Genomic DNA, 26,920 nt, shown 5'->3' with positions numbered 1-26,920 from the left:
CATCCAACTCAATTTTATTCAATTTACTCATGATTCTCTTTTTCTTTTCATACATTAGTTTAAACGGTGAAAGGAGAGAGCGGAATGAATGAGGTAGAACAAAAGGAACTGGAATATGCCATTGAAGAAATCACTGAGATTGCTACTGGATTTGGACTAGACTTTTATCCAATGAGATATGAAATTTGTCCTGCGGATATCATTTATACATTCGGTGCTTACGGAATGCCAACTCGATTTTCCCATTGGAGCTTTGGAAAGCAGTTTCATAAAATGAAATTACATTATGATTTAGGCTTATCCAAAATATATGAATTAGTCATTAACTCAAATCCTTGTTATGCTTTTTTGCTTGATAGTAACTCTTTAATAAATAATAAGCTTATCGTTGCCCATGTTTTGGCACATTGTGATTTCTTTAAAAATAATGTTCGCTTTCAAAATACCAAACGAGAAATGGTTGAAAGTATGGCTGCAACAGCTGATCGGATTCGTCAATATGAAATTAAATACGGGAAGCAGGAAGTGGAAACGTTTTTAGATGCGGTATTGGCCATTGATGAACATATTGATCCAAGCTTAATGAGACCTAAATTAGCCTGGTCTATGGACGATGTAGAGTTTGTAGAGGAAGAGGAGACAGCAAGTACGCCTTATGATGAATTATGGGGATTAGACGACCGAAATAAACCAAAGAAGCCGAAGAAAAAGGTAGCCAAGAAATTCCCGCCCCAGCCAGAGAAGGATTTATTACTTTTTATTGAAAACTTTAGTAGAGAGCTTACCGACTGGCAAAGGGATATTTTAACGATGATGCGCGAAGAAATGCTTTATTTCTGGCCGCAATTAGAAACAAAGATTATGAATGAGGGCTGGGCATCCTATTGGCATCAGCGGATTGTTCGAGAATTAGATTTAACAAGTGCGGAAGCCATTGAATTTGCGAAGCTGAATGCTGGTGTAGTACAGCCATCTAAAACGGGTATTAATCCCTATTATCTAGGATTAAAGATATTTGAAGATATCGAGGAACGCTATAATAATCCAACAGAAGAAATGAAGCAAAGAGGTGTCAAACCGGGATCAGGACGGGAAAAAATGTTTGAAGTTCGGGAAATAGAATCAGATATTTCGTTTCTGAGAAACTATTTAACCAAAGATCTTGTCATGAGAGAAGATATGTATTTGTTCCAAAAGCAAGGAAGAGATTATAAAATTGTCGATAAGGCATGGGAACAAGTCCGAGATCAATTAGTCAGCATGCGCGTTAATGGGGGCTTTCCATATATTACAGTCAATGATGGTGATTATAATAAAAATGGCGAGTTGTACTTAAAGCATGGCTTCGAGGGAATTGAATTAGACTTGAAATATTTAGAAAAGGTTCTTCCGTATATTCATCAATTATGGGGAAGAGGCGTGCATATGGAGACGGTAGTAGAAGATAAACCGCTTCTTTATAGCTATGATGGAAAAGCGCTGCACCGGAAGTATTTATAGAAAAAATAGACCCACAGTGCTTTATAGCGCCCTGTGGGTACTTATGCTTCTTTTATTCATCCCAATTCCAAAACCCTATTTCATCAATATGAATTGCCCTTATCCAGCTTTCTTTTTTTAATTTGAGAATTTCCTCTGTAGGACCAGTAATAACAACCCCATAATGATTAATACCATGTTTTTTCATATAAGCAATTCGTTTATTTAATTCTAAATGACCAAAATAAAAATTTTCCGCCTTTTTTTCATAGGGTTCCAAAAATGCAAGTGTTTTTAGAAATTGTTTATGGAGAATCTCCGCATCTCCTTCTGTATACTCTGGCGAAGAAGAAGAGCTCGATTCAATGGAAAACCAAAAGTTTCCTTCCTTTTCGGTTGAATCTGTAATCATATCATCATCATGCCAAATGGGGGTATTAGGAAACCCGATTGGGTCTATACCAAATTCGTCTCTATTCTCTACCCCTGTATCAACAGCAAACCAGATAATTTCTACATTTCTATCTTTTAAATAATCAAACACTTTATTTGTTGATAATAATTCAGAGAAGGACAGATAAACAGACGCAACAGTGCCATTCTTTACTTTTTCTAGTCGCTTCCATTCCGATGGTGATGATTCTTTTGGTAAAAAGGAAAAGGAGGCTTGTTGTTGGGAGATGACTCCCTGTGTTTTCTTTTCAGGCACTCCCATGAGAGAAAAGAAGAAATTTGTTTTATATTCCCCCGTTTTATAGATTTCATCCCCGACTCTTTTTTCAATATCTGTTGTTGTTTCCAGTCCAAAGTATGGCTTTGTAGCTGTACTTGTTCCACTGTACTGCCCATAGGGATCTGTTACAGTAAGGGTTAAATCAATAATGTTTCGGTATACATCTGTTCTATCGGGAGTGCCCCAAGCGTAATAAACGGCAGTGAAAATGGAAGAAAGAATGGTGAAAAGAATGATTAGTCCTAATGCAGTGAGCGCTGTTTGTAATCGGGCTATCCACTTTCCTCTTCTTACAATTCTCCTTTGTTTTTTTGAATCAATCAGCAGTGGTGCGGCTTGATGAGGATTGCCTATTTCTGCTTCCTCAAAAACTTGAAAATATTGCTCCACTTTTTCTAAATCTCTCTCTATTTCTTCTGCTTCCTCTTTAGAAAGTTCTCCATTTTTATATGCTTCTAACCTTTTTTTGTACTCTTCACTCACGAATTTGTTTCCCCCTCTGTCTTATTGTTTGTCTCCCTCGGAAGAGTAAAACTTTAAAGTAGGTTGGACTAATGTTCATTACCATGGCACCTTCCTCTGTTGTAAGCTCTTGGAAGTCTGCTAGTAATACGGCCATCCTTTGTTTTTCTGGTAATACTTTTAGAATGGTTTTCACTCTTTGAATCTCTTCTTTTAATAAGACTGTCTCCTCTATTCTTTGCGCGTTCTCCATCTTTTCTTGAAAGAAATCATTCTCTTTGACTACTAGTCGCTTATTTTTTCGAAACTGATCGATAAAAACGTGATACGCCACCGTGAAAAGCCAGGCCTTCACATTTTTTCCTTGGAAAGTTTCCAGATAGAGATGTGCTCTGAAAAATGTCTCTTGAACTAAGTCTTCTGCAGAATGATGATTATGGCAGAGTGAAAGGAGAAAATAATAAATATCATTAAAATAAGTTTGATAAATAGTATCAATTGAATCCTTCATCTTCGCCCCCTATTGCTTATAACACGTTTAATGAGAAGAAAAGTTACAGTGAAAAATTTTTTATTCCAAAATAAAGGAAATACAAACGAAAAAAAAGAAGTCTATAGCAAGAATAGCAAAGAAAGGAATATCTGAAACAATGAAACAAAAAAAAATAATCATTACGGGATATGGCACAGTCGGGAAGGAATTTATCGAATTATTATATCGGAAAAAAGAAGTGTATATAAAACAGTATCAGACAGAATTGATAGTAACTGGCGTGGTTGGATCTGTAGGGATGATCTATGAACCACAAGGCCTGGATCTAACTATTTTAAATCAGCTCCCCACAGGATCGATCGGAATTTCGCAATATGCTAGTATGAAAGATTTAGTGCTTGAATCTCCAGTAATCCAAGGAGATATTCTCGTAGAGTGTACCCCTACGAATTTAGAAACAGGCGAACCAGCACTTTCTTACATAAAAAAAGCGCTCGAGGCAAAAATGGATATCGTATCTATCAGTAAAGGGGCACTTGTTCATTCCTTGCCAGAATTACTGGCAATTGCCAAAGGAAAAGGGTGTCATATTAAGTATAGTGGTGCTACGGCAGCAGCGTTGCCTACATTAGATATCGGTGAATTTAGTTTGGCAGGCAGTACCATTCAATCGATAAAAGGGATTTTGAACGGGACATCCAATTTCATCCTGACAAGTATGTCAGAGGGAAACCTGACTTTTGAAAAAGCATTACAGTTAGCACAGGAAAATGGAATTGCGGAAAAAAATCCTGATTTAGATATTAAGGGGTTGGATAGTGCATGCAAAATATTGCTATTAGCAAATGGATTACTTCATACGAATCTAACTTTAGAAGATGTGGATATCGATGGCATCGACAAGATTACGAAAGCAGATATACAGCGTGCCAAAATAAATAGCTGTGAGTGGAAGTTAATTGCAACAGCGAAAAAGCAACGAGATAAGTTTATCTTACAAGTAAAACCCGAAATGATTCCTCCTGAAAATCCGCTAATCCATGTAAAGGGAACAAATAAAGGAATCTTGTTTGAAACGGAAGAAATGGGAGCAATTTGCTGTGTTGGCGGTGCGTCACATCCAAGGGGCGCAGCGGCAGCGGCGATGAAAGATATGATTAATCTTATTCGGCAGGAATAATTGTAGAAGAGGATTCAGGAGAATTTTGTATACTTGTCTATTTTTGAGCCATTTTTTTCTGATACATGACAATATATGTATCCAGCAGTTCACTTATTTGAATGGTATTGGGATCATTTAATCCTTTTTCAATCCCATATTTAAGTAATTGTATTTTTAAAGAATCGATTGTGTCCATAAGTTCACAAACATTTTCTATATTCATTCGAGAAAGTACCATTAACATTTAAAACTCCTATATTTTATAGATTGCTTTATTATTTTACCAAATTAAATTGGAAAAAATAAGTACTTTTTCTATTAAATTTACAAAAATGTAGGAGAATGACTTGTTGGATAATTTTCCTTTTTTGCTAGAAGGATAGTGATATCCACCATGTCACCTAAAAGGAGTCTGGAGGATACGATGATTTTTTAATAAAGAAAAATCATCGTATCCTTCAGATTATTTTTCCGAAGCAAGGTTAAATAAATATTCAAGGTAGGATTCTAATTCGAATTTATCTTTGTCAATAAAATCAGTCATTGCAGTATTTGTTTGTAGTTTCATCATAATCCTCTCCTTTAAAAATGATTTTTTCTTTTCAGTAGTATTTGTCTATAATATTCCCAAACTATTAAACTTTTATACATAGTTTTTAAAAATAATTTGGAAAAAGTTTTTTTTCGGAAAATATCAGAAAGGAGAATGGTGGTAATGAAGGGATGGTACGGGCATCTTTATGATGATTTTCCCTTTGAATTATTTTCTGTTTCCCATCTAATCATGATAGGTATTCTTATAATAGGGGGAATTTTCCTTGTTATTTTTCGGAATTGCATCCAAATGATCAGGGGTATTTTTCAGTCTGTTTTCTTTGTATTATTACTTGGTTTTGAGGTGATGTATCATTATTGGATGTATAAGGATGGTTTATGGGATGCTTCTTTTATGCTGCCGTTCCATCTGTGTTCCATTAGCTTAGTGCTTTGTTTGCTGCTTTTGATTACAAAATGGGAGTTTGTTTTTCAAGTTGTCTATTTTTTCGGCATGATTGGCGCCTTAATGGCTATTGTCACACCTGAGTTATTTATAGGTTATCCCCATTTCCGCTATTTTCACTTTTTTGTTACGCATATTCTTATTATATGGACTTGTCTTTATTTTGTGCTTGTCCACCAATATAAACCGACTAAAAAAGGGATGGTTTTGTCCTTTGTTTTTCTCAATAGCAGCGCAGTGCTTGCATGGATTGTTAATGTTTATACAGGCGGTAATTATATGTTTTTAGCATATAAACCGGAAAATGGTTCTTTACTCGATTATTTAGGTCCATATCCATATTACATACTGGTTCTTGAGGCAGTCGCCTTTTTTTTATTTTTTGTTTTGCTTATGCCTTTCCGATGGAAGAAAGGGAAAAAAGGATAATAAAAAGACTGCTTCTTAGTGGGGAAGAAACAGTCTTTTCTATTCAATTAATGATTGACTCGTTCTCTTTTTAATAGTGCTAAAAATTCCTGTTCGTTAATAATTTCTATGGGCTTTCCTTTTGCCTGTAAATCATACGCTTTTTTCTCTTTAGAACTAATGCCTTCAGATCCAACAAGCTTTTGGTCTTGGTCACCGACCACCAAATAATCTGTTTTACTGCTGACACCACTTTTAATAATACCTCCAACATTAACTACTTGCTGCATCGCATCTTTCCGTTCTAGTGTACGCAGATCACCAGTAAATACAAGATTTTTTTCATATAGCGGGTGATCCACATCAAAGGAATCCGTTGTTGGTGTTATGTCTGATATGGAAACGGAAGAAAACTTCTTGAATGGTTTTTTGTTGGAAAAATTAGTTGCTCTTCCAAAAGTTCTTTGTGGTTTTAATTCTGAAAATTGTTTTATAGGAAGAGTTGGATAGGACGCACAGTAATGGCTTAACGAATTCTTCTTTCTCGATTGAATACAAGCGATTACTAGCTCTGCACATGCTCGCGCATCGGAACCTGCATGGTGATGTTCTTGCATAGAAATGCCAAAATAAGAGGTCCGGTCCTTCAATGATTGCCCAATTTTTGCTCCTCTTGTTGCCCGATTGCTAATAGGAATACTGCAAATATAGGAAAAATCAGGTTTAGCCAATTGATATTTTTCTAGACAGGAATACAGAACACTCATATCAAACTGGGCATTATGAGCGATAATAGTATGGGAAGAAATATCTTCTTTTATTAGTTCCCACACTTCTGGAAAACTCTTCGCATTCTCAATATCCTTTTCTGTTATTCCATGAACCGCTATAAACTTTGGATCAAATGATAGACTTGGCGGCTTTATTAAAAAATATTGTTCTTTTATTATCGCGTTATTTTCTACATAAGCTAATCCGATGGAACAGGCACTTGCCATATCAGCATTCGCAATTTCAAAATCGATAGCAATAAAATCCACTGTTTATACGCTCCTTCTTTTTTCTATTAGTATATCATGTTCGTTCCTTTCTTTAGAGAAATTAGCTAATAAGAAGATATTGGAACCGTAGGAAAGTTATTCTTGAATAATAGTGTAATAGATTTGTAATCGAATTTCTATCTAGCTGTAACCTAATTATCTGAATAATATGAGAAGATAGATTTTGTTGATAGAAGGAAGCCTTGGGAACAATATTTTAAAATGAGGTCACTACATGAAAAAAGTTCTTGTTATGTCACTCCTGTCATTTGGTTTGTTATTTTCCGGCATATTTAATGCCCATGAAGCAAGCGCTGCTTCAAAGAAATCAGTTGTTACTGTTGCAAAAAAATACATTGGAACACCATATAAATATGGAGGAACATCTCCAAAAGGATTTGACTGCTCCGGCTTTGTCGGTTATAGCTACAAAAAGGTCGGCAAATCACTGCCGCGAACAACCGCGAGCATGTATAAAAAAGGAAAAAAAGTAAAGAAATCAAACTTGAAAAAAGGAGATTTAATCTTCTTTAAAACATATAAAAAAGGTGCCTCCCATGTCGGCATATACATAGGAAGTAATCAGTTTATCCATAGTTCCTCCTCCAAAGGAGTAAAAGTGGACAAGCTATCTAACTCTTATTGGAAAACAAAATACTATGGTGCAAAAAGAATTTAACCCTTTCTCAGAAAGGGTTTTTTTGTTTTCTGAATGGAGGCTAGGATAAAATATATAATAGATAAAGACAAACAATCTCTAATTAAGAAGTAAAATCAACTCGTTCTATTACGCTACTGACACTCTATGCGCCGGGGAACAACCTAAGCCTCCTGTAGGGTCTAAAGATTGCTTTGCTTCCCATAGGATTTGAGTGTCCTCCGCTCCATTACACTCCGTTTTTAGTGTTTATTTAGTTCTATTTTTTTTAGTAAACTAAAATTACTAGGGAAAATGGAGTTGACTGAATACACGGAGACTCCTATGGGAGCTGCGAGAAAGTCCGAGACCCTGCAGGAGCGTATACGCCGAAGCGGCTCGGCGCTCGCCCTATGGAAAGTGAAGTGTATTCAGTCTGCGGATGATGACCACACCCCTTCTTTTTCTAATGAATAAGGATTTTTTTCAAGAATTTACGAAATAAACTGAAAAAATCATCCCAACATATTCCAAAAAGACCAATTTTTCTATATCATTAAGAGTAAAATGAGCAACTGGGAAGAATTTGGGGGAGTATTATGAGTGCAGCAATGAAATTTGCATTATCGATGGCTATATTTGGTTCGGTTGGCTATTTCTCTGCCAAAACAAATTTGCCATCAATCGAACTTGTATTTATTCGGTGCATTTGTGCATGTGTCGTATTAAGTTTGGTGTATTTATTTTCAAATAAGAAAAAAGAAACGGTGGAGAAAAAGGAGATTGGCTTTAGTGTCCTGTGTGGTGTGTTTCTCGTTGTCAATTGGGTCTTTTTCTTTCGTTCCTTTGAGCATATGTCCGTAACGGTTGCCGTTTCGATCTATCATTTGGCACCGGTTCTAGTTGTGTTACTGGGAAGTTTTCTTTATCGGGAAAAGATCACTTTAAAAGTAATGTTGACGGTTATTACATGCTTTATTGGAACATTATTAGTTGGGGGAATGCAAGATTATCTGTCTTTAGAAAGTCTTATGTCAGCTGGATTGCCGTGGGCATTTGGAGCAGCCTTGTTTTATGCATTAACCACTTTGATGGGCAAGAAAATTTCAAAATTAAATCCTATTTTAACAACCATTATCCAAACAGGTGTAGGGGTTCTCATGCTATTGCCATTTGTCCAATGGGATTATTTTAGCCAGTTAACGGGAGAGAATTGGTTTTATATTTTATTAACAGGGATCGTCCATACGGGGTATGTGTATTATTTGTTTTTTAGCAGTTTGCCAAAGCTGTCTTCAGGGACAATTGCAATCCTGGTATTTATCGATCCAGCAGTTGCAATCTTTATGGATATAGTTTTAACAGCATATCGTCCTGATTTTCTGCAGATTATTGGTATCTTACTTATCTTTTGGGGACAAGCTCATGCTGCTTTGAAGCGGAAGGTGAGTGAATCAGGGAATTAGCCTATAAAAGAGGAATGGAAAAGATTCCATTCCTCTCAGACTGTAGACATACTCCTGTATTTTGGAAATAGAGGTTTGAGTAAAGTATATTTATTAATCTCTTTGAATTTAGACGTTACTTTCCGCTCCGGGGGTTCGCTTTCCGTGGGGCTCGCGCTGAGCCGCTTCGGCTTACAGCCTGCAGGGTCTCAGACTGTCTCGCTAATCCCACAGGAGTCTCACCCCCTCCACTCCAAGCAACGCATGAAAATGCATTTTTACTTCTCCAATATCTTTTTGTCGACAAGCTAAGAGGAATGGAAAAGATTCCATTCCTCTAATTTTCTCATATTTTTGGAAAATGTAATTCATAAACTGGCCTTTTAAAATATGGCGGTCTTAACGTTATTTTGGGCATTGTCCATTTATGGTTGATATAGGTCATATACACAGTTTCATTAGAATGCTTTTGTAGTAATAGTTTTACCTTTGGGTTAAATTCATATCTCATCTATACCCCTCCTTCATTTCTTCTTTTAATGTATTCATTTCCGACAAAAGAGAGTTAGTCCCAAAAAGATAATTAGGCACCAAATAATAAATGCCACATACGATATGTTAAGACTATGAGGAGGGATCAGTATGTCTATTTATGTAAATGATCCGAGAGATCCGATGTACCAAGTGCCAAAAGCATATTATGAATTAGTAGAAACAAGAAATCATCAATCAGAGAAGCTTTTGGGATTAAAGGAAGTTCAAGAACTTTTTGCTGACAATAAACAGACAGACCCATATCCGCTTTATCCGAACTACGGAAGAATCACAAAGTATGAGGAAATACCGATTAATTTTCCTGAAAATAGACAGCTTCGTCAGCCGGGACTTGAAAGTTATATGGTTCCAAGGCCAATTATTGAAAATGACCACTACATAGGAAGTGGAAAGCTGAAAGGGAAAGTGGCTTTAATAACAGGAGGAGATAGTGGAATTGGTGCAGCCGTTGCCATTGCCTTTGCAAAGGAAGGGGCAGATGTAGCGATTGCCTATTTAGATGAGCATGAGGATGCGAATCGTACGAAAAAAAGAATTGAGGAGTTAGGGCAGCAATGTCTGTTATTACCAGGAGACTTGCGCAAGAAAAAACAGTGTATAGATATTGTAGAGAAAACAGTTAAGGCATTTGGAAAATTGGATATTCTTTGTAACCATGTCGGCATTCAATTTCAACAGGCGAGATTAACAGATATTACGGATGAACAATTTGATAATACATTTAAGGTTAATATTTATTCTCATTTTTATACGACAAGAGCAGCGCTTCCTCATTTAAAGCCGGGCAGCAGCATTATTAACACTGCTTCTGTTGTTGCATATGCTGGGGAACCTCTGTTAATTGACTATGTTGCCACAAAAGCAGCAAATGTCGGCTTCACTCGCGCTCTTGCCAGAAGTGTTATCAAAGATGGCATTCGAGTAAATGCAGTAGCGCCAGGACGAATTTGGACACCATTAATTCCGGCGAGCTTCTCCTCTGATCAAGTGGCTATCTTTGGTTCAGAGAATCCAATGCAAAGAGCGGCCCAACCATTTGAACTAGCACCAACCTTTGTATACTTAGCTTCCGATGATTCCCGATTTGTAACAGGGCAAGTTCTGCACGTAAATGGAGGCGAAGCAGTAAGCTCCTAAAGAGAGAATAGAAAAATGGGCTAGCAGCTAGCCCATTTTTTCTTATTCGCTAAGCAGTTTTACAAACTTTCTTTTTCCTACTTGAATAATCAAGTCCTTATTGATTGAAACTTCAAGGTCCATTTCTTCGACTTTCTCTCCATTGATGCGTACACCACCGTTTTGTATCATCCGTCTTGCTTCACTTTTCGAGGTTAATAGATGTAAGTCTACTAATAGCTGAACAAGCGATTCAGGATTTTTTCCAGTCCACTTAGCGGTTGGAATATCCTCTGGTAAGGAGCCTTTTTGAAAAACTGCAATAAATTGCTGTTCTGCTTTTTCGGCTGCTTCTTTGCCATGGTACATACGGACGATTGTTTTGGCTAGCAGCATTTTAGCATCCCGAGGGTGAAGAGTTCCTGTATGCAATTCTTTTTTTATTTGCGTGATTTCAGCAGGCTCCAGATCTGTAATAAGCTCAAAGTATTTGCTCATTAATGGATCAGGGATGGACATTGCTTTGCCGTACATTTCATTGGGATTCTCATCAATGCCAATGTAGTTATGCTTTGACTTAGACATTTTTTCTACCCCGTCTAATCCTTCTAATAGCGGCATTAATATAGCAATCTGCTTTTCTTTTCCAAACTTCTCTTGGTAGTGGCGGCCCATGAGAATGTTAAAATGCTGATCTGTCCCACCAAGCTCAATATCTGCCTCTAACATAACAGAATCATACCCTTGCATTAATGGGTAAAAAAATTCATGCAAGGAAATCGATTTTCCATATGCTAATCGCTCTTCAAAATCATCTCGTTCTAGTAAGCGGGCAACGGTTATTTTTCCAGCAAGTCCTATAACATCTTCGAAAGAAAGGGAAGAGAGCCATTTAGAGTTGTAATGAAGCTCAACCTTCTCCATGTCCAAGACTTTTCCGAATTGCTCAAAATAAGTTTTCGCATTCTCCTTTACTTCTTCATCTGTCAGTTGTTTTCTAGCAGAAGATTTTCCAGTTGGATCACCGATTTTCCCAGTGAAATCGCCGATAATCAATTGAATAGTATGCCCATTTTCCTGGAATTGGCGTAATTTATTCAGTACAACAGTATGGCCAAGGTGAACATCTGGCGCAGATGGGTCAAGACCAAGCTTTACTTTTAATGGCGTATTGGTCACAAGGGATTTTGCAATTTTTTCTGCGAGTTCTTCTGTTGGAATGATGTCTTGCACGCCTTGGCGATAGACATCTAGCTGCCTCTTCATTTCTTTTTCTTGGTCGCTCGTTAACTGTTCAATAAATGGACTCATCTTTTTTCTCCTTTCGTTAAATTAAATGATTAATAAACAAAAAAACCACGCCCCTAAAAAAGGGACGTGGTTGCTTGTAAGCACGTGGTACCACCCTAATTGAAGAATATAATTATTCCTATTCTTCCACTCATTATGGGTAACGGCTCATCCGTTCTTTGCTAATCGAATAAAATTCTTTCACAAAGAATGCTCCTGGAGGTAATTCGCGTCTATTTTTGTGTCAATTTGCACCGGCCATTGACTCTCTAAGAACAGGGAAATAGGCACTACTGATTCCAATCAAAGCATATATATTAAAAGGTATAATTAGTAAAATTTAAAGTTAGCGCTAACTTGATAAAGATACTAACAGATAAAATTTGCAAATACAAGAGGTTATGTTGATTTTATGTTTAAAAATTTTTTCGTTTTGGATCTCTTGACCTTTTGAAATGTATATTTTACTATATATGTAATATTATTGAGCGATGAGGAAGAAGAGTAGGCAGTTGAAAGGTTTAAGAGAGCTGATGGTTGGTGCGAATCAGTACGGATTGATTGCTGAATGGGCTTCGGAGCTTCAAGGCTGAACCAATAGTAGGCTGCGCGGAACGTCTTACCGTTAAAAAAGACAAAGTATAAGAAACGGCTATGTTTCTGTACGGATAAGTGCGTTTATCGGATATAAACGAATGAAGGTGGCACCACGGGTTACTCGTCCTTTTTTAGGATGAGTAGCCCTTTTTGTGTTTTATCCGATGCTTATCGTCCCGCTGACGGAGGTTTCGCTTAAGAAAAGGGAGGATTATCAAATGGAGCAAATTGTCTTAACAGGTATTAAGCCAACAGGGCAGATTCATTTAGGAAACTATATAGGAGCGATTAAACCCGCTTTGAAGCTAGCAGAAAATAACGATTATCAAGCAGCTTATTTTATTGCGGATTACCATGGTTTAACAAAAATTCACGATCAGGAAGAATTTCGAACATTAACATATGGAGTAGCAGCGACATGGTTAGCGCTTGGATTGGATCCTGAAAAAACAATCTTCTATCGTCAATCGAATGTGCCGGAAATTTTTGAATTGAGTTGGATATTATCTTGCTTTTCCCCAAAGGGATTGCTAAACCGAGCTCACGCCTATAAAGGGATAGTTGCTAGCAATAAACAAGCAGGGAAAGAGGTAGATGACGGGGTAAATATGGGATTATTTACGTACCCAATCTTGATGGCAGCTGATATTCTTGCTTTTCAAGCAAATATGGTACCAGTCGGAAAAGATCAAATTCAGCATGTGGAAATTGCTCGCGATATTGCGGATAGCTTTAATCACCAATATGGAGAGACATTTGTACTTCCAGAATATATTGTAGATGAAGAAACAAGCATTTTGCCTGGTTTAGACGGTCGAAAAATGAGCAAAAGCTACCATAACACAATTCCGCTTTTTGAAGAACCGGCAAAGCTACAAAAGCTCATTAATAAAATCAAAACTGACTCGCTTCCGCCAGAAGCTCCAAAGGATACAGAATCGTCTATTCTATTTACACTATATAAGGAATTTGCCAGTGTCGAAGAAATAGCGCAGATGCGTAAAAAGTACGAAAGCGGAATCGGATGGGGCGAAGTGAAAAAAGAATTATTTGCTGTGATGAATCGATTCTTAGAAGAACCAAGAAAGAAATATCAGGAGTTAATGGCAAATCCGGAAAAAATAGATCTTATTCTCCAAAAAGGAGCAGAAAAAGCTAGAGCGCGAACATTGCCATTTTTACAAGAAGTAAGAAAGCGGATCGGCGTGCTGCGTTGAGTGGAGAGTCGCAAGTAAAAGAGCGGAAGTCGCAAGCAAAGTGGAGAAAGTCGCAAGAAAACTAGATAGACCCGCAAACAAAAGCATCAATAAGTTTTAGTGTGAACTTAACTGCTCGCTCATTTGTCAAAAAAGGAGATTCTTTTCACTTTTTGCTTGCCTTTCCATTTATTTTGAATAAACTGCCATCTAGTTGTAAACATTATAGGTAAAAAACACTAAGAGGTGTAGTAATGGCACATAAGATGGAAGCGCTTCTTGACTATATTAGGACAAGATTTGATTCAGAACCAAAACCTTTGCTTCATATTGGAGAGGCGATGGGCTGCTGGACATATCATGCTGCAATTGCGGATGAAATTCCCGTCCTTGAGATGGCACTTAATACAACGACAGATAATGTTTTAATTAAATTGGTTCATGAAGCAAAGGAATTAGCAACAGAGCAGCGCAGAACTTTAGAGGAGTTTATGATTAAGGAAGGTGTTCCTCTCTCGAATTCTGCTGAGTCAAAGCCTAAGTCTGATCCGAATGCCGTTCCATTAGGAGCGAAATCTACTGATATGGAGATAGCCAATTTGCTGGCGGCAAAAGTGACAAGCAATATTGTTATGTGTTCCACTAATATCACGCAAAGTGTGCGCAGTGATGTGGGGTTAATGTGGATTCGTTTCCATACGGAGAAAAGCATTTTTGGGATGGAGCTGAAAACAAGAATGAGGGAGCATGGATGGATTAAGATGCCGCCGAGCTTCTATCCTCCAGGTGCACCACATCAGTAATTCACAAATACGAGTATATTAACAGAATCTAGTGCGGAGAGCACTAGATTTTTTTGTGAAAAAACATAACCTTTTAGGAAAACGATGACTACCTTTTGAAACCTTTTCCCATATAGCGGCGTAATAAGTACTATATTGAGAGAAAAGAAAATAATCTTATCATAAAAGGAGATAGGCCTATGGAAGAATTCCTGCTTGGTGGGGATATTATGTTTACAGTTGTACGCCTCTTTATTTTTCTTGTATTTGCTATTATTTTATTTAATGTTTTAAAGGGAATCTTTCAGTGGGGCAAGAACAATCAGCAGCCACGTCTTACTTCTGCTGCGAAGGTAATAGGCAAGCGAACAAGTATTCACGGCGGAGGAAATACTCATGCATATAATCATTACTTTGCCACATTTGAATTTCCGAATGGAGATCGCACCGAATTTCAACTGAAAGACGAAGAATACGGCATGCTGGCTGAAGGGGACAGCGGGGAACTGCAATTTCAAGGAACAAGATATTTAGGATTTACGCGAAATAAAAGGACAGGAGAAAATAGCGGATGAATTACACTATCCAAAAGATGACAGAAGAGGTGGCCAGGGAAATCCTTAGCTGGACCTATCCTGCCCCCTATGATTTATATAATGGGGAGGTAACAGAGGAATCGTTACAAGAATTTGCAGAAAACCCTTATTATGCGATTGAACAGGAAGGGAATCTAGTCGGATTCTATTGCACAGGCTTTGTTGCTCAGGTTCCAATTGGATATCTGTTTCAAGCATATCCAGAAGGATACTTCGATATCGGCCTCGGTATGCGTCCTGACTTAACAGGACAGGGACGGGGCATGGGCTTTATGCAATTTATTATCGATTCCATAGAAACGAAGCAGCCGTTGCGCTTAACAGTTGCAGCCTTTAATAAACGAGCCAATGCCTTATATGAAAAATTTGGCTTTCGTAAAGTTTCTGCTTTTATGAATGCAAATGATGTAGAGTTTTTCGTAATGACAAGAGAAGAAGGAAACAAACCGTGTTCTGGTTAGTAACCAGAGCATTTTTTTATAAAAAAATGACATTTGTCATCTTAAATTCCTGACATCTGCGACTAAACCGCCCCTTATTTGCTCGCTATACTAAGGATAATAGCTTGGAGGTGGAGTAGTTGGAAACAATTGTAGAGTTAAGGCATGTAACGAAAGAGTTTCAGGGGAAGAAAGCAGTTCAAGATATATCCTTTTCAATAAAACGGGGAGAAATGGTGGCAATCTTAGGAGCGAATGGCGCAGGGAAAACGACAGCGATGCGGATGATGCTTGGCTTAATTAAGCCTACCCGAGGAACTATCTCTCTTTTTCACAAGAATCCTAGACAAAAGGAAGTATTAGAAAAGGTAGGTGGGATGCTGCAGGAAGTTAGTGTGATGGACAGCTTGAAGGTAAAGGAGCTAATCCAATTAGTTCAAAGCTATTATCAAAGTCCGCTAGCGTTATCAACTCTGTTGGAACTAACGGGGCTTCAAGAAGAAGTGTGGAATCAACGGACGGAAAAGCTTTCTGGCGGGCAGAAACGACGCTTGAATTTTGCGTTGGCACTGGCAGGAAATCCTGATTTGTTGTTTTTAGATGAACCAACCGTGGGCATGGACGTAACGTCAAGAGAACAGTTTTGGCAAAAAATCAAAGAATTGAATAGGCAAGGAAAGACAATCCTTTTTACAACCCATTACTTACAGGAGGCAGACGAAGTAGCTGAAAGAATTATTATGATTAATAAGGGGGAGGTAGTAGGCGACGGTACGCCAGAGCAATTGAAGGAAAAACTTACAAAACCAAGGGTAATGTTTCAGGAGAAATCTCCTTATAGTCTAAATTTCTACCGAGAATTGCCATATGTTGTGGATGTACAGAAAGAGAAGGAGAAAGTAACGCTGATTGCTACAAATTCGGATCAGCTTTTACAAGAACTTTTCGAAAGACAGTTGGATATTCAGCATATTGAAGTAAAGCTTGGTCGGTTAGAAGAAGTTTTCTCGCAGTTAATGGAAGATACGAAGGGGGTTAATGAGAATGAAATCTTTTTGGATGCAAAGTAAAGCGGAAATCGTCCGAACACTGCGGAATAAATATTATATCTTTTGGTCCTTACTTATTCCCGTCCTTTTTTATTTTTTATTTACCAATATTTTCACGGCACCACGAGATGATGAGGCGTTATGGAATGTACATTATTTAATGTCGATGACAACATTTAGTATTATGGGGTCTAGTATTATGACATTAGGAATCAAAATTGTGCAGGAAAAAGCAGAAGGGTGGACCATTTTCCTGCATATTACGCCTCTTTCCCAATTTGCTTACTTTGGGGCTAAGATGGTGGCACAAACAGTTATTCATTTATTTTCTATCTTGGTAATATTTACAGCTGGAGTCCTTATTAATGGGGTACATCTTTCTTTTTCCCAGTGGATGTTTTGCGGAATCTGGATTCTCTTCGGGTCCCTCCCGTTTCTAGCGCTTGGAACGATTATCGGTAATATCAAAAAAGTAGAAACGGCTTCAGGAATTAGTAATCTATTATATATGTCTATGGCAATAACAGGAGGAATGTGGATGCCGATTGATGTGTTTCCAACCTTTATGCAGCAAGTGGCGAAATGGGTTCCTTCCTATCATTTCGCTAATGGAGCGTGGGAGATTATTAGAGATCAATATCCATCCTTTCTAAATTATCTGATGATTATCGGGTATCTTCTCCTATTTATGGTATTATCAATTTATATTGGAAAAAAACAAGAGGCGGTGTAAGGCGCAAAATGGATACCAAAAAGAGATTCGAGCTTTTTCCGAAAAGATATGGTTTTTTTCCTTATATCTTTTTAGTATACGTATTACTTCCGATTATTCAGGTAATGCAGGAGAAGGGGATAAAGCAATTGATTGGTATCCTGCTTGTACTTGTTTTCCTCCTGGCGTATCGACAATTATACTGTCATATGGAAGAGAGTATATTTAATTATTGGCTGGTTGTGCAAATCTTGATAGTCATGTTTTTTAGTATCTTCTATGATCCTAATCTATTATTTATGGGGTATTTTCCTGCTAACTTTATCGGATATTACTCAGGCAAAAAGTACTTCTATTACTTTTACAGCCTTTTCGCTATTTCTTTGGTTATTCCAATTATTTTTAGTTGGAAGGGTGTCAATCCTCAGTCTCTCTTTTTCTTAGTGCCGTTCTTTATCATTATGCTGATTTCTCCTTTTGGAATCCGCTCGATGAACCGACGGATGGATTTAGAAAGACAATTAGATATAGCGAATGAGCAAATTAGCCATCTTGTCAAAAGAGAAGAACGAATGAGAATTGCTCGAGATTTGCATGATACGCTCGGCCATACCTTATCCCTGCTGACATTAAAAAGCCAGCTTGTCGCAAAAATGGTACCGGCTCAACCAGATAGTGCTATACAGGAAGCAAAGGAAATGGAAAGCATATCACGCTCGGCATTAAAGCAAGTTCGCGAGCTTGTGTCTGATATGCGCGCCATAACCATTCGTGAAGCAATAGTAGAGATACAGACAGCTTTACAGGCAGCAGAGATAGAAAGCGAACTAACAATCGAACTAGAAGATGAAAAGGTCCCGCTTTTAACCCAGAATATTATTAGTCTCTGCTTAAAAGAAGCAGTAACAAATATAATCAGGCACAGTGCGGCGACCATCAGTAAAGTATTGATTCAACAACGTTTAGGCGAGATAGAGCTTATCGTGCAGGATAACGGGAAAGGGGTGAAGGCGGAGGAAACGCAAGGGAATGGATTAAAGGGAATGCGTGAAAGACTGGAATTGGTTGACGGAAAATGGAGTATGACATCTGATTCGGGAACCACTGTTCACATCATTGTCCCCATTATTCAAAAGGAAGGAAGAGAGGAGGAGATATTGTGATACGAATTATCATCTCTGAAGATCAGCGCATGCTAAGAGGAGCATTAGGAACCTTGCTTAATTTTGAAGAGGATATGGAGGTCGTGGGACAAGCAGAAAATGGCGAACAGGCATTAGAGCTTATAAAAAAATATAATCCAGATGTCTGCCTATTAGATATTGAAATGCCTATTAAAAGCGGCCTGGATGTCGCAGAGGAATTACAGCGGCAGAAATCCCCCTGTAAAGTGATTATTTTAACGACATTTGCGCGACCAGGATATTTTGAAAGAGCGCTAAATGCCAATGTTCATGGCTATTTATTAAAGGATGGTCCTAGCGAGGAATTAGCAGAAGCTATTCGCAAAATCATGAACGGCAAAAGAGAGTTCGCCTCTGAACTGATTTTTGGCAGTATAGGAAAGGAAAACCCATTGTCAAAGCGCGAAAGAGAAATATTAGTACTGATTGAAGAAGGGAAATCGGTAAAGGAGCTTGCGGCAATGCTTTATTTATCTTCTGGAACGATTCGCAATTATATCTCAGAAGCAATCAGCAAATTAGGGGCAAAAAACCGAATGGAGGCCATTGCCGAGGCGAAGCGGAATGGTTGGTTATAATATGCCCTCCTCCTCCTCACAGCTTATAAAAGCTAAATCCCCCACAGCATAATAAATTTTCGAATCCCAATAGGATAACTTAAAGAGAGTCGCTTGACCGTCAAAATAGAAAATAAGGAGATAGCAATCTTCATGTTACTTCCTGAAAAATATATAGATAAGGATATCTACTCGTGATTATTTGAGACGGAAAAGAATAAGATGATAAAAGCATATAAAATCAATAATTGATTTTATCGCATGCCTAAAGGCTAGGATAACCATCTCAGCAAAACCGACTGATGGAAGTTTTCCTTAACTTATACTTATTTTCCAAAATTTTAACAATTTATTTTCTTATTTTGATAGAATATGAGTAACTATCCTTTAGGAGGAACAAATATGGTAGATAGTCAGAATTTTAGAAGGGGAATGGGATATGCCTTCATAAAACTAGCAGGAGCTGGTTTTGCGGCAACACTCTTTTTTTCTTATATTTTTCTATCAAGTTTCGATTTATATTTATTTTCACATGAAATTGAAAATCCATACTTTTGGATAGGCTTTTTTGGCTTTGGAATTCTTATTTCGATCGTAATAGATTGGGTATCTAACTATTTTCCAAAGCTAGAATTATTATTATATATTGTGGTTGGAGTCTGTCTTTTTTTGCCGATTATGTGGAATGTTCTACCTATCCTTGCTATCGTTTCTGGTTTTAGCGCGATTTTATTCTATATAGGGATTAAAATAGCCGCAAAAGTAAGTTGGTTTAAGTGGATATTTGCTTGTACACCTATTCTCTTTCTTTTGTTAACAATCCCAGACTTCACGGTGAAAAAAGAATGGAATACAGTAAGAGGCGAACAGTCCTACGAAGCCTATTTTGCTTATTTTAACGGGGAGGATGAGGTCCCGATTAAAGCGAAAAAAGGGGAAAGGGTTACCGTTCACATTGATTTTACCAATCGCAATGGCGGTGGCTTCGGGTATTATTTGATAGATGAAAAAAATCGAAGAATTGGCATAAGTAATGAAGAGAAAAAAGTTTTAACCTTTGATGCAAAAAAAACAGAAACCTATAAGCTTATTGTGACCGGAGATGGATTACAAGGTGGATTTGAGGTGAACTGGGAGAAAGAGTGAATATAGTGAAAAAAAGAGTGTTGCTTCTTGCTATTTTAATAGGCATATGTATATTTTTTTCATACTACCAGAATAATCATTTATCGACCTCGAGCTTTACTCTCTCGTCTCCCAAAATAACAAAGCCGATAAAAATAGTGCAGTTATCGGACCTACATAGCAAGCAATTTGGAAAAGAGCAACAGCGTTTAATACAGCAAGTAAAAAAGCTAAAACCAGACCTGATCGTTTTTACGGGAGACCTTGTGGATTCAAAAAAATACGATGAACAAAAAAGTATGACTTTAATGGAAAGGCTTGTTAAGCTAGCGCCAACGTATTATGTAACAGGTAATCATGAATACTGGTCAGGGGAATTTCCGTCGTTAGAAGCGAATTTAAAGCATGCAGGTGTATTTGTGTTAAGAAATGAACAGACTCTTGTAGAGGTTGGAGGAGAAACGATTAATATTATGGGTGTAGATGATCCAACCTTTTTATCTAGAGAGGATGAGCTAGTTGAAATAATAGGTGGATTGAAGGATGAAGAACATTTCAATTTATTGCTTTTCCATCGACCAGAGCTTTTTTCTCTCTATGAAAAAATAGATTTAGTTTTAACAGGTCATGCCCATGGTGGTCAAGTAAGATTGCCCTTTATCGGTGGAGTCGTCGCACCAGATCAAGGCTTCATGCCAGAATACACAGCTGGTATGTATAAAAAAGCAGACACAGCAATGATTGTGAATAGGGGCTTAGGAAATAGCATCATTCCCCAGCGGATTTTTAATCGCCCTGAAATCATCGAAGTAGTGTTGGAAAAAGAGTAAAGAGCATTCCGTGATGGAAGGAATGCTCTTTGTTATCTTTATCATTACGCCTTCATTGGGTATACTTTGAAAAAATCAGCAAAGTTTGAAAGTTGAAAGTCAGCAAATTCACATTGATTTTGAAATATACAAGTTTGTATGCCTAATTCCCTAGCCGGAATCAAATCTAGTTCTCTATCACCAATAGCTAAGTCAATAGAATACTTCGTGTGCAAATAGTGATAGGCATCAACCGCAGGCTTCCGCGGAAAACCATTCTCCAATGTTACTATTTCAGCAAAATAAAGCTCCCACCCATAGTGCCGAAGAAAATGGACAACACCATTATAGCTTTTATGCGTCATAATTACATTTGTTTTCGCAGCTTTCAAAATCTCTTCTACCCCTGTAAAAGGTTTTACCTCATCCGCAGCAATTCCTTTATTCATAAGCTTAATCTCACTTCGCTGCTGGTCTGATATGTTGAAATATTCCATCGCATGAGAAAAAGATACTTTTAGCTCTTTATAGATAAGAGCTTTGTCCACCTTTTCACCTAATACCTTATAAATAATATTTGTATAAGCAGGATACGTATCAAATAACGTACCATCAAAATCCCAAAGAATATTCATCCATATATCCTCCAATAAAAGCTGTTTCTTTCATGGTAGTACACTTGTTTGGGAATGTCCATTCAGAGATTGATAGATGGAGAGCTAAGATGAAAGAGGGCTGGGAAGAGAAAAAAGGTGTTCATAGCGCAGATGAAAACCAAAAAGGAGAGCAGGGAAGAGAAAGATGGTGTTCATAGCGCAGATGAAAACCAAAAAGGAGAGCAGGGAAGAGAAAGATGGCGTTCATAGCGCAGATGAAAACCAAAAAGGAGAGCAGGGAAGAGAAAAAAGGTGTTCATAGCGCAGATGAAAGCCAAAAAGGAGAGCAGGGAAGAGAAAGATGGTGTTCATAGCGCAGATGAAAACCAAAAAGGAGAGCAGGGAAGAGAAAAAAGGTGTTCATAGCGCAGATGAAAACCAAAAAGGAGAGCGGGAAAGGGACAAGTGGTGTTCATAGCGTTGATGAAAACCAAAAAGGAGAGCAGGGAAGAGAAAAAAGGCGTTCATAGCGCAGATGAAAGCCAAAAAGGAGAGCAGGAAAGAGAAAGATGGTGTTCATAGCGCAGATGAAAGCCAAAAAGGAGAGCAGGGAAGAGAAAAAAGGCGTTCATAACGTTGATGAAAACCAAAAAGGAGAGCATTGAAGAGAAAAAAGGTGTTCATAACGTTGATGAAAGCCAAAAAATAGAGTTGGGAAGAAAAAAGAGGCGTTCATAGCGCAGATGAAAACCAAAAAGGAGAGCAGGGAAGAGAAAGATGGTGTTCATAGCGCAGATGAAAGCCAAAAAGGAGAATAGAGAAGAAAAATAGCTTGCATAACCTAACTCCAATAGAAGCTGAAAAAGAAAGAAACCCCAAAAGCCTCAAAGCACGCCAAAGATCCATCAACAAAAAACTCCTAAGACTATTGACGATTATCCAAAGAAAGTTTAATATTTAACTAACGTAAATAATAATTGTTTGTAAAATAACAAACTAATTAATGGAGTGTTTATAAATGAATGTTTCATCTTATTTTCAAAATGCAACGATTGATGAATTAAAAAAAGGTTATATAGAGAATTCAGATTCGTATCTTTGTCTTTTATGTGGGGAGGAGATCGAGAAAGGGGTTATCTACCCGGAAGGCGGCAGATTATATGAAGCGGAAAAGTACATGAAGCGTCATATCGAGGATGTCCATCAATCAGTTTTTCATTATTTACTAAGCTTAGATAAAAAGCTGACAGGGTTAACGGAGCATCAGACAAAATTGCTGGAGCTGTTTTATCAGGGAAAAAGGGATGAAGAAGTGAAAGAGGAGTTGAAAATCGGCAGTGCTTCAACCATTCGGCATCATCGTTTTGCTCTTAAGGAAAAAGAAAGGCAGGCGAAAAATTTTCTGGCAATAATGGAGCTGCTGAAGGAAAAGGACCATCATGCGCCAAGCTTTGTCCCTGTTCATCCTACTGCTGTAATGGTTGACGACAGATATAATATCACGGAAGAAGAGCAGGAAAAGATAGTAGCCAAATATTTCAATAATGGTATATTAAGTAAATTTCCAATCAAACAAAAGCAGAAATTAGGGGTGCTTCGGGAAATAGCGAAGTATTTAGATGCACAAGAAAGCTACACGGAGAAGCAATTGAATCAACATTTAAAAACAATTTACGATGACTATGTTCTTATTAGAAGATATTTAATCGAATACGGATTTCTTGACCGTAAAGCAGATGGAAGTCTTTACTGGTTAAAAAAATAAGAGAAAGGTGAATCACAATGGATCGAAAAAAAGAGTTGAAAATGCAATATAAAGAAATTCCAGTTGAAGCCGGTATTTATACAATCACTAATAAGAAGAATGGGAAAGTCTGTGTCGTTAGTACAAGAAATTTCAAAACAATTAATGGCGTGAAATTTTCCTTGGAAAATGGCGGATATGCAAATAAAAAACTGGTGGACGAATGGAAGCAATATGGAAAAGAGGCATTTTCCTTTGAGATAGTAGAAGTATTAAAGCCAAGGAAAGATGATCCTTATTACAATGAAAAGGAAGAGCTGACTAAGTTGGAAGAAAAGTGGCTGGAGAAATTACAGCCGTTTGGAGATAGTGGCTATAATAGCAGGAAAGAGTAAGGGATGTCTTTAATAGGACATCTTTTTTCATTAGATAAGGTAGATAATACTTTCATTTTTCGCCCCAAATTGGTATCTTACTTAATAAGATTATAAAATTAGATGGAATTTTTCAAATTATAGAAAAAAGGGGATATGGCGATGATCCGTGAGATGAAGGAAACAGATTTAGAAGAGGTTTTGGAAATATATAATGATGCTATTTTACATACAACGGCTGTATATGATTATCGTGCACATTCCTTAGAAGACAGAAAAGCATGGTATAACCAGAAACTGGAGGGCGGATATCCTCTTTTTGTTTTCGAGGAGGCTGGGAGGGTGCTTGGTTTTGCAACATATGGACCATTTCGCGCATGGCCTGCTTATAAATATTCGATTGAGCATTCGGTGTATGTTCATAAAGAAGCAAGAAAGAAAGGAATTGGCACACACTTATTAAAAGCGCTAATCGAGCGAGCGGAAGAAGAGGGATATGCAACCCTTATTGCAGGAATTGACAGTACGAATAAAGGAAGTATTTTTATTCATGAGAAATTAGGATTTACGTATTCAGGCACGATCAAAAAAGCCGGCTATAAATTTGAGAAATGGTTAGATTTAGCTTTTTATCAGCTAGAATTAACAGGACCTAAATCTCCAGTAGAAGAATAAGGGGGAGTCAGCATGATAAGACCAGCAATTTGCGATTATCCAGAACATTATCGGGGGTATGTAGGCTTAGTTCCAGAGGGAGATATTATTGCAATAATTAATGCTCAAATAGAAGAAACAGTTGCTTATATAAAGAAAAACGAAGACCGAAGAGATTTTCGCTATGCAGAAGGAAAGTGGTCGCTCATCGAAGTAATTGGTCATATGATCGATACGGAGAGAATTCAGGCATATCGCTTAATGCGGATTGCTCGAGGAGATAAAACACCATTAGCCGGCTATGATGATGAAGGCTATGTGGAGAATGCCCGCTTTTCGACAAGAACAATAGAGGACCTATTAGAAGAATTGGTGGCAGTCCGCAAATCTACGGTAAGCTTGTTGAGAGGTCTTTCAGAAGATACTTGGGAAAACAGGGGTTTTGCTAATAATGGAGAATTTACTGTCCTGGCTCTTGCTTATATTATCGCCGGTCATGAGCTTCATCATTTGAAACTGATAAAGGAAAGATATATGGTTTAATTATGGATTGAGGTTCCTGTTGGGAATCTCTTTTTAATCTCATTCCAACATAATCTACATAAAAAGGAGAAAAACTAGCATAAGAATCTGCAAGGAGCCAACAAGATGGAGTTATTAATAACAATTATTTTATTATTATTTTGTTTACTGATTTCAAATATTGTCAGTCATTATCTTCCCTCTATCCCAACTGCCTTAACGCAAATTGCCTTTGGAGTAGTGATGGCACTTCTCTTCTCCGACTTTGAGCTTGAACTAGAGGCAGAGTGGTTTTTGCTTTTGTTCGTTTCCCCCTTGCTCTATAACGATGGTAGGCATTTTCCAAGAGAAGAGCTATGGAAGATGCGCACTTCTATTTTAGGCAATGCCATCATTTTAGTATTGCTTACAACTATCGTTGGCGGCTATTTTGTTCATTGGCTTATTCCCAGTATCCCGCTCGCAGCAGCTTTTGCTTTAGCGGCAATTTTATCCCCGACAGATCCAGTAGCTGTCAATGGGATTGCGAAACGTATTCATATTCCGGCAAGTGTGCTCAACCTTGTAAGAGGAGAATCGCTGATTAATGATGCTTCAGGACTAGTGGCATTTAATTACGCAGTTGCTGCTGTTGTCACAGGATATTTCTCGATTACAGAGGCATTGACTGATTTCACGTATACCTTTTTTATAGGAGCTGTAGCAGGACTTGTTTTAAGTCTCCTTATCATCATCATCCGCTTTATTTTACGAAAACAGGGAATTCAGGATGTTACATTTCACTCCTTGTTACAGGTGCTGACACCGTTTCTAATTTTTATTATAGCGGAGGAAATGCTCCATGCTTCTGGGGTGATTGCTGTTGTAGTAGGTGGAATTATTCACTCCTTAGTCAGTGAACGAACAGAAACGATGCTTGCGGAGGAACAGGTATTAACGGAAAATATTTGGTCTATCGTTATCTTTATTCTTAACGGAATAGTCTTCTTATTACTCGGATTGAATATCCCATCTTCTATTGTGGATACAGTGGAAGATCCTTCTTTAAGTAACTGGTTAATTATCGGATATGTTATGTTAATTGGAATGGTTATTCTTGGTATTCGCTTTTTCTGGTCTTATTTATTTTCCATTTATGAATATAAAATGAACAAGAAGAGAGAAATTGAAAAGCCGAGTATTAAACATACTTTACTTGTCAGTCTAACAGGAGTCCGCGGGGCGGTAACAATGGCAGGGGTGCTGTCTATCCCCTTTGTCATCCATACTGGTCAAGGATTTCCTGAGCGTTCCTTAATTCTTTTTCTAGCTGCAGGTGTTATCATGTTCACTTTACTTGCAGCTACGATATTTTTGCCATTTCTTAGTAAAAGTAGTGGAGAGACAGAAATAAATGATGAAGATCTAGTAATTAGGGCAAAGAAAAAAATTATGCTTTCTACTATTGATAAGCTCTATTTAGAAATGAATGAAGAAAATACAGCGGCTGCTTATGAACTAATTGATGAGTATAAACGACGCATTAAGCAATTAAATTATCAAGTGGCAAGAACAGAAGAGGAAGAGAATAATTATTCAGCCTTGGTTGAAATTAGATTGCGCGCCTTAAAAGAAGAACGTAACTATGTACACCAGTTAGTAAAAAAGGAAAAAATTTCAGAAGAAGTGTTTGCGATTTTTGAAAAATCATTGGATTATCGCGAAGAAATTCTATGTACCAATGTGCAGACTGGGACGAGATTTCTGTTTGGAAAGGCCATGAGAGGCTGGAAACGTTTTGTTCGGAAGCACCGCGGCAATAAATCCGATCGAAGAGAACAAATTCGTATCAGCAAAGAAGTTCTATTAAATTCGATGAAATCTGCTCTTTTCTATTTAGAACAATGGAAAGAGACAGCGGAACATAAACAGCAGGTGGAATCCGTTATTTTAGAATACCGACGGATGGTCGATCGCTGGGAAAAACCAACTGCATCATTTAATGAAAGGCTGCAGGAACAAATAGAAGAATTGCGTCTAGGTATCGTGGATCAGCAACGTGCAGCCATACAGAAGATGTATGAAAAAGGAGAAGTGAATCGAGAACAGGCGAAAGAACTTCGTAGATTTGTTCATTATATTGAGAGTGTAACATTGTATGAATATGAAGAATAGATGGAGAGA

Annotated in this window: 28 protein-coding genes and 2 other annotated features; of the genes, 21 read left to right on the top strand and 7 right to left on the bottom strand. The window is 37.7% G+C overall.

Annotation, left to right across the window (positions count from 1 at the left end; genetic code table 11):
• The first annotated feature begins 84 nt into the window (after positions 1–84).
• Positions 85–1,500 (top strand): SpoVR family protein, encoded by a 1,416-nt coding sequence (locus NX902_RS22645; protein WP_095329610.1) that lies wholly within the window; start codon positions 85–87, stop codon positions 1,498–1,500.
• Between the two features lie 52 nt (positions 1,501–1,552).
• On the opposite strand, the gene NX902_RS22640 is transcribed toward NX902_RS22645, so the two are convergent.
• Complete coding sequence (locus NX902_RS22640) at positions 1,553–2,695, bottom strand: anti-sigma factor (protein WP_171510157.1); 1,143 nt, start codon at positions 2,693–2,695, stop codon at positions 1,553–1,555.
• Complete coding sequence (locus NX902_RS22635; RefSeq protein WP_095329611.1) at positions 2,688–3,185, bottom strand: RNA polymerase sigma factor; 498 nt, start codon at positions 3,183–3,185, stop codon at positions 2,688–2,690. The genes NX902_RS22640 and NX902_RS22635 overlap by 8 nt, the downstream gene beginning before the upstream one ends.
• Before the next feature lie 112 nt (positions 3,186–3,297).
• On the opposite strand from NX902_RS22635, the gene NX902_RS22630 reads away from it, so the two are divergent.
• Complete coding sequence (locus NX902_RS22630) at positions 3,298–4,347, top strand: homoserine dehydrogenase (protein ID WP_275068616.1); 1,050 nt, start codon at positions 3,298–3,300, stop codon at positions 4,345–4,347.
• A 37-nt stretch (positions 4,348–4,384) separates the two neighbouring features.
• On the opposite strand, the gene NX902_RS22625 is transcribed toward NX902_RS22630, so the two are convergent.
• Positions 4,385–4,573, bottom strand: coding sequence for an aspartyl-phosphate phosphatase Spo0E family protein (locus tag NX902_RS22625; protein ID WP_095329613.1), 189 nt, complete (start codon positions 4,571–4,573; stop codon positions 4,385–4,387).
• A gap of 471 nt (positions 4,574–5,044) precedes the next feature.
• On the opposite strand from NX902_RS22625, the gene NX902_RS22620 reads away from it, so the two are divergent.
• The gene (locus NX902_RS22620; RefSeq protein ID WP_095329614.1) at positions 5,045–5,758 is read left to right on the top strand and encodes a YwaF family protein; all 714 of its coding nucleotides are present in this window, start codon (positions 5,045–5,047) and stop codon (positions 5,756–5,758) included.
• Positions 5,759–5,805: 47 nt separating this feature from the next.
• Here the strand turns inward: NX902_RS22620 and NX902_RS22615 are convergent, their stop codons facing one another.
• Positions 5,806–6,777: an exonuclease domain-containing protein gene (locus NX902_RS22615; protein WP_123260307.1), complete on the bottom strand. Its 972-nt coding sequence runs from the start codon at positions 6,775–6,777 to the stop codon at positions 5,806–5,808.
• Positions 6,778–7,012: 235 nt separating this feature from the next.
• Here NX902_RS22615 and NX902_RS22610 point away from each other — a divergent pair, with 235 nt between their 5' ends.
• Both NX902_RS22610 and NX902_RS22605 read left to right on the top strand, forming a co-directional pair.
• A complete protein-coding gene (locus tag NX902_RS22610) occupies positions 7,013–7,456 on the top strand; it encodes a C40 family peptidase (RefSeq protein ID WP_095329616.1) in 444 nt (147 codons plus the stop codon).
• 557 nt (positions 7,457–8,013) lie between these two features.
• Complete coding sequence (locus NX902_RS22605) at positions 8,014–8,880, top strand: DMT family transporter (protein ID WP_095329617.1); 867 nt, start codon at positions 8,014–8,016, stop codon at positions 8,878–8,880.
• A 325-nt stretch (positions 8,881–9,205) separates the two neighbouring features.
• Here NX902_RS22605 and NX902_RS22600 read toward each other — a convergent pair whose 3' ends face one another.
• Positions 9,206–9,370 carry a hypothetical protein gene (locus NX902_RS22600; protein WP_164463730.1) on the bottom strand — a complete coding sequence of 55 codons (165 nt, stop codon included), beginning with the start codon at positions 9,368–9,370 and terminating at the stop codon, positions 9,206–9,208.
• Between the two features lie 131 nt (positions 9,371–9,501).
• Here NX902_RS22600 and NX902_RS22595 point away from each other — a divergent pair, with 131 nt between their 5' ends.
• Positions 9,502–10,551: an SDR family oxidoreductase gene (locus NX902_RS22595; protein WP_371473119.1), complete on the top strand. Its 1,050-nt coding sequence runs from the start codon at positions 9,502–9,504 to the stop codon at positions 10,549–10,551.
• Positions 10,552–10,593: 42 nt separating this feature from the next.
• Here NX902_RS22595 and tyrS read toward each other — a convergent pair whose 3' ends face one another.
• Complete coding sequence (gene tyrS / locus NX902_RS22590) at positions 10,594–11,841, bottom strand: tyrosine--tRNA ligase (RefSeq protein WP_171510156.1); 1,248 nt, start codon at positions 11,839–11,841, stop codon at positions 10,594–10,596.
• A 57-nt stretch (positions 11,842–11,898) separates the two neighbouring features.
• Positions 11,899–12,136 (bottom strand) — a binding site (T-box leader).
• Between the two features lie 166 nt (positions 12,137–12,302).
• Positions 12,303–12,549, top strand: a binding site (T-box leader).
• A gap of 86 nt (positions 12,550–12,635) precedes the next feature.
• On the opposite strand from tyrS, the gene NX902_RS22585 reads away from it, so the two are divergent.
• From NX902_RS22585 to NX902_RS22540, 10 genes are all read left to right on the top strand, one after another.
• Positions 12,636–13,634: a tryptophan--tRNA ligase gene (locus NX902_RS22585; RefSeq protein WP_171510155.1), complete on the top strand. Its 999-nt coding sequence runs from the start codon at positions 12,636–12,638 to the stop codon at positions 13,632–13,634.
• A gap of 233 nt (positions 13,635–13,867) precedes the next feature.
• Positions 13,868–14,416, top strand: coding sequence for a DUF3231 family protein (locus NX902_RS22580; RefSeq protein WP_095329621.1), 549 nt, complete (start codon positions 13,868–13,870; stop codon positions 14,414–14,416).
• Positions 14,417–14,595: 179 nt separating this feature from the next.
• On the top strand, positions 14,596–14,970 hold the full coding sequence (locus NX902_RS22575) for a DUF2500 domain-containing protein (protein WP_095329622.1): 375 nt from the start codon (positions 14,596–14,598) through the stop codon (positions 14,968–14,970).
• Positions 14,967–15,452 (top strand): GNAT family N-acetyltransferase, encoded by a 486-nt coding sequence (locus NX902_RS22570; RefSeq protein WP_163187390.1) that lies wholly within the window; start codon positions 14,967–14,969, stop codon positions 15,450–15,452. The genes NX902_RS22575 and NX902_RS22570 overlap by 4 nt, the downstream gene beginning before the upstream one ends.
• A gap of 119 nt (positions 15,453–15,571) precedes the next feature.
• Positions 15,572–16,501 (top strand): ABC transporter ATP-binding protein, encoded by a 930-nt coding sequence (locus tag NX902_RS22565; protein ID WP_123260312.1) that lies wholly within the window; start codon positions 15,572–15,574, stop codon positions 16,499–16,501.
• The gene (locus NX902_RS22560; RefSeq protein WP_123258477.1) at positions 16,476–17,213 is read left to right on the top strand and encodes an ABC transporter permease; all 738 of its coding nucleotides are present in this window, start codon (positions 16,476–16,478) and stop codon (positions 17,211–17,213) included. The genes NX902_RS22565 and NX902_RS22560 overlap by 26 nt, the downstream gene beginning before the upstream one ends.
• Positions 17,214–17,221: 8 nt before the next feature.
• A complete protein-coding gene (locus NX902_RS22555; protein ID WP_163187385.1) occupies positions 17,222–18,355 on the top strand; it encodes a sensor histidine kinase in 1,134 nt (377 codons plus the stop codon).
• Complete coding sequence (locus NX902_RS22550) at positions 18,352–18,954, top strand: response regulator transcription factor (RefSeq protein ID WP_095329627.1); 603 nt, start codon at positions 18,352–18,354, stop codon at positions 18,952–18,954. Before NX902_RS22555 ends, NX902_RS22550 begins: the two co-directional genes overlap by 4 nt.
• Positions 18,955–19,335: 381 nt before the next feature.
• Positions 19,336–20,079 (top strand): hypothetical protein, encoded by a 744-nt coding sequence (locus tag NX902_RS22545; RefSeq protein WP_095329628.1) that lies wholly within the window; start codon positions 19,336–19,338, stop codon positions 20,077–20,079.
• A gap of 5 nt (positions 20,080–20,084) precedes the next feature.
• A complete protein-coding gene (locus tag NX902_RS22540; protein WP_341161085.1) occupies positions 20,085–20,888 on the top strand; it encodes a metallophosphoesterase in 804 nt (267 codons plus the stop codon).
• 44 nt (positions 20,889–20,932) lie between these two features.
• Here NX902_RS22540 and NX902_RS22535 read toward each other — a convergent pair whose 3' ends face one another.
• Complete coding sequence (locus tag NX902_RS22535) at positions 20,933–21,502, bottom strand: HAD hydrolase-like protein (protein ID WP_095329629.1); 570 nt, start codon at positions 21,500–21,502, stop codon at positions 20,933–20,935.
• A 979-nt stretch (positions 21,503–22,481) separates the two neighbouring features.
• Here NX902_RS22535 and NX902_RS22530 point away from each other — a divergent pair.
• The 5 genes from NX902_RS22530 (at position 22,482) to NX902_RS22510 (ending at position 26,911) form a co-directional block, all read left to right on the top strand.
• On the top strand, positions 22,482–23,228 hold the full coding sequence (locus tag NX902_RS22530) for a DUF2087 domain-containing protein (protein ID WP_095329632.1): 747 nt from the start codon (positions 22,482–22,484) through the stop codon (positions 23,226–23,228).
• Between the two features lie 17 nt (positions 23,229–23,245).
• Positions 23,246–23,602: a GIY-YIG nuclease family protein gene (locus NX902_RS22525; RefSeq protein ID WP_123258475.1), complete on the top strand. Its 357-nt coding sequence runs from the start codon at positions 23,246–23,248 to the stop codon at positions 23,600–23,602.
• Positions 23,603–23,743: 141 nt separating this feature from the next.
• Positions 23,744–24,256 (top strand): GNAT family N-acetyltransferase, encoded by a 513-nt coding sequence (locus NX902_RS22520; RefSeq protein ID WP_171510151.1) that lies wholly within the window; start codon positions 23,744–23,746, stop codon positions 24,254–24,256.
• Positions 24,257–24,268: 12 nt separating this feature from the next.
• On the top strand, positions 24,269–24,778 hold the full coding sequence (locus tag NX902_RS22515) for a DinB family protein (protein ID WP_123258473.1): 510 nt from the start codon (positions 24,269–24,271) through the stop codon (positions 24,776–24,778).
• 105 nt (positions 24,779–24,883) lie between these two features.
• Positions 24,884–26,911: a Na+/H+ antiporter gene (locus NX902_RS22510; RefSeq protein ID WP_341161027.1), complete on the top strand. Its 2,028-nt coding sequence runs from the start codon at positions 24,884–24,886 to the stop codon at positions 26,909–26,911.
• Positions 26,912–26,920: the final 9 nt, after the last annotated feature.

Source organism: Niallia sp. FSL W8-0954, from assembly GCF_038005605.1.
GTDB lineage: Bacteria > Bacillota > Bacilli > Bacillales > Cytobacillaceae > Niallia > Niallia circulans_A.
Note: the sequence above shows the minus strand (reverse complement) of the source record. Positions and strands in the feature narration are given on the sequence as shown.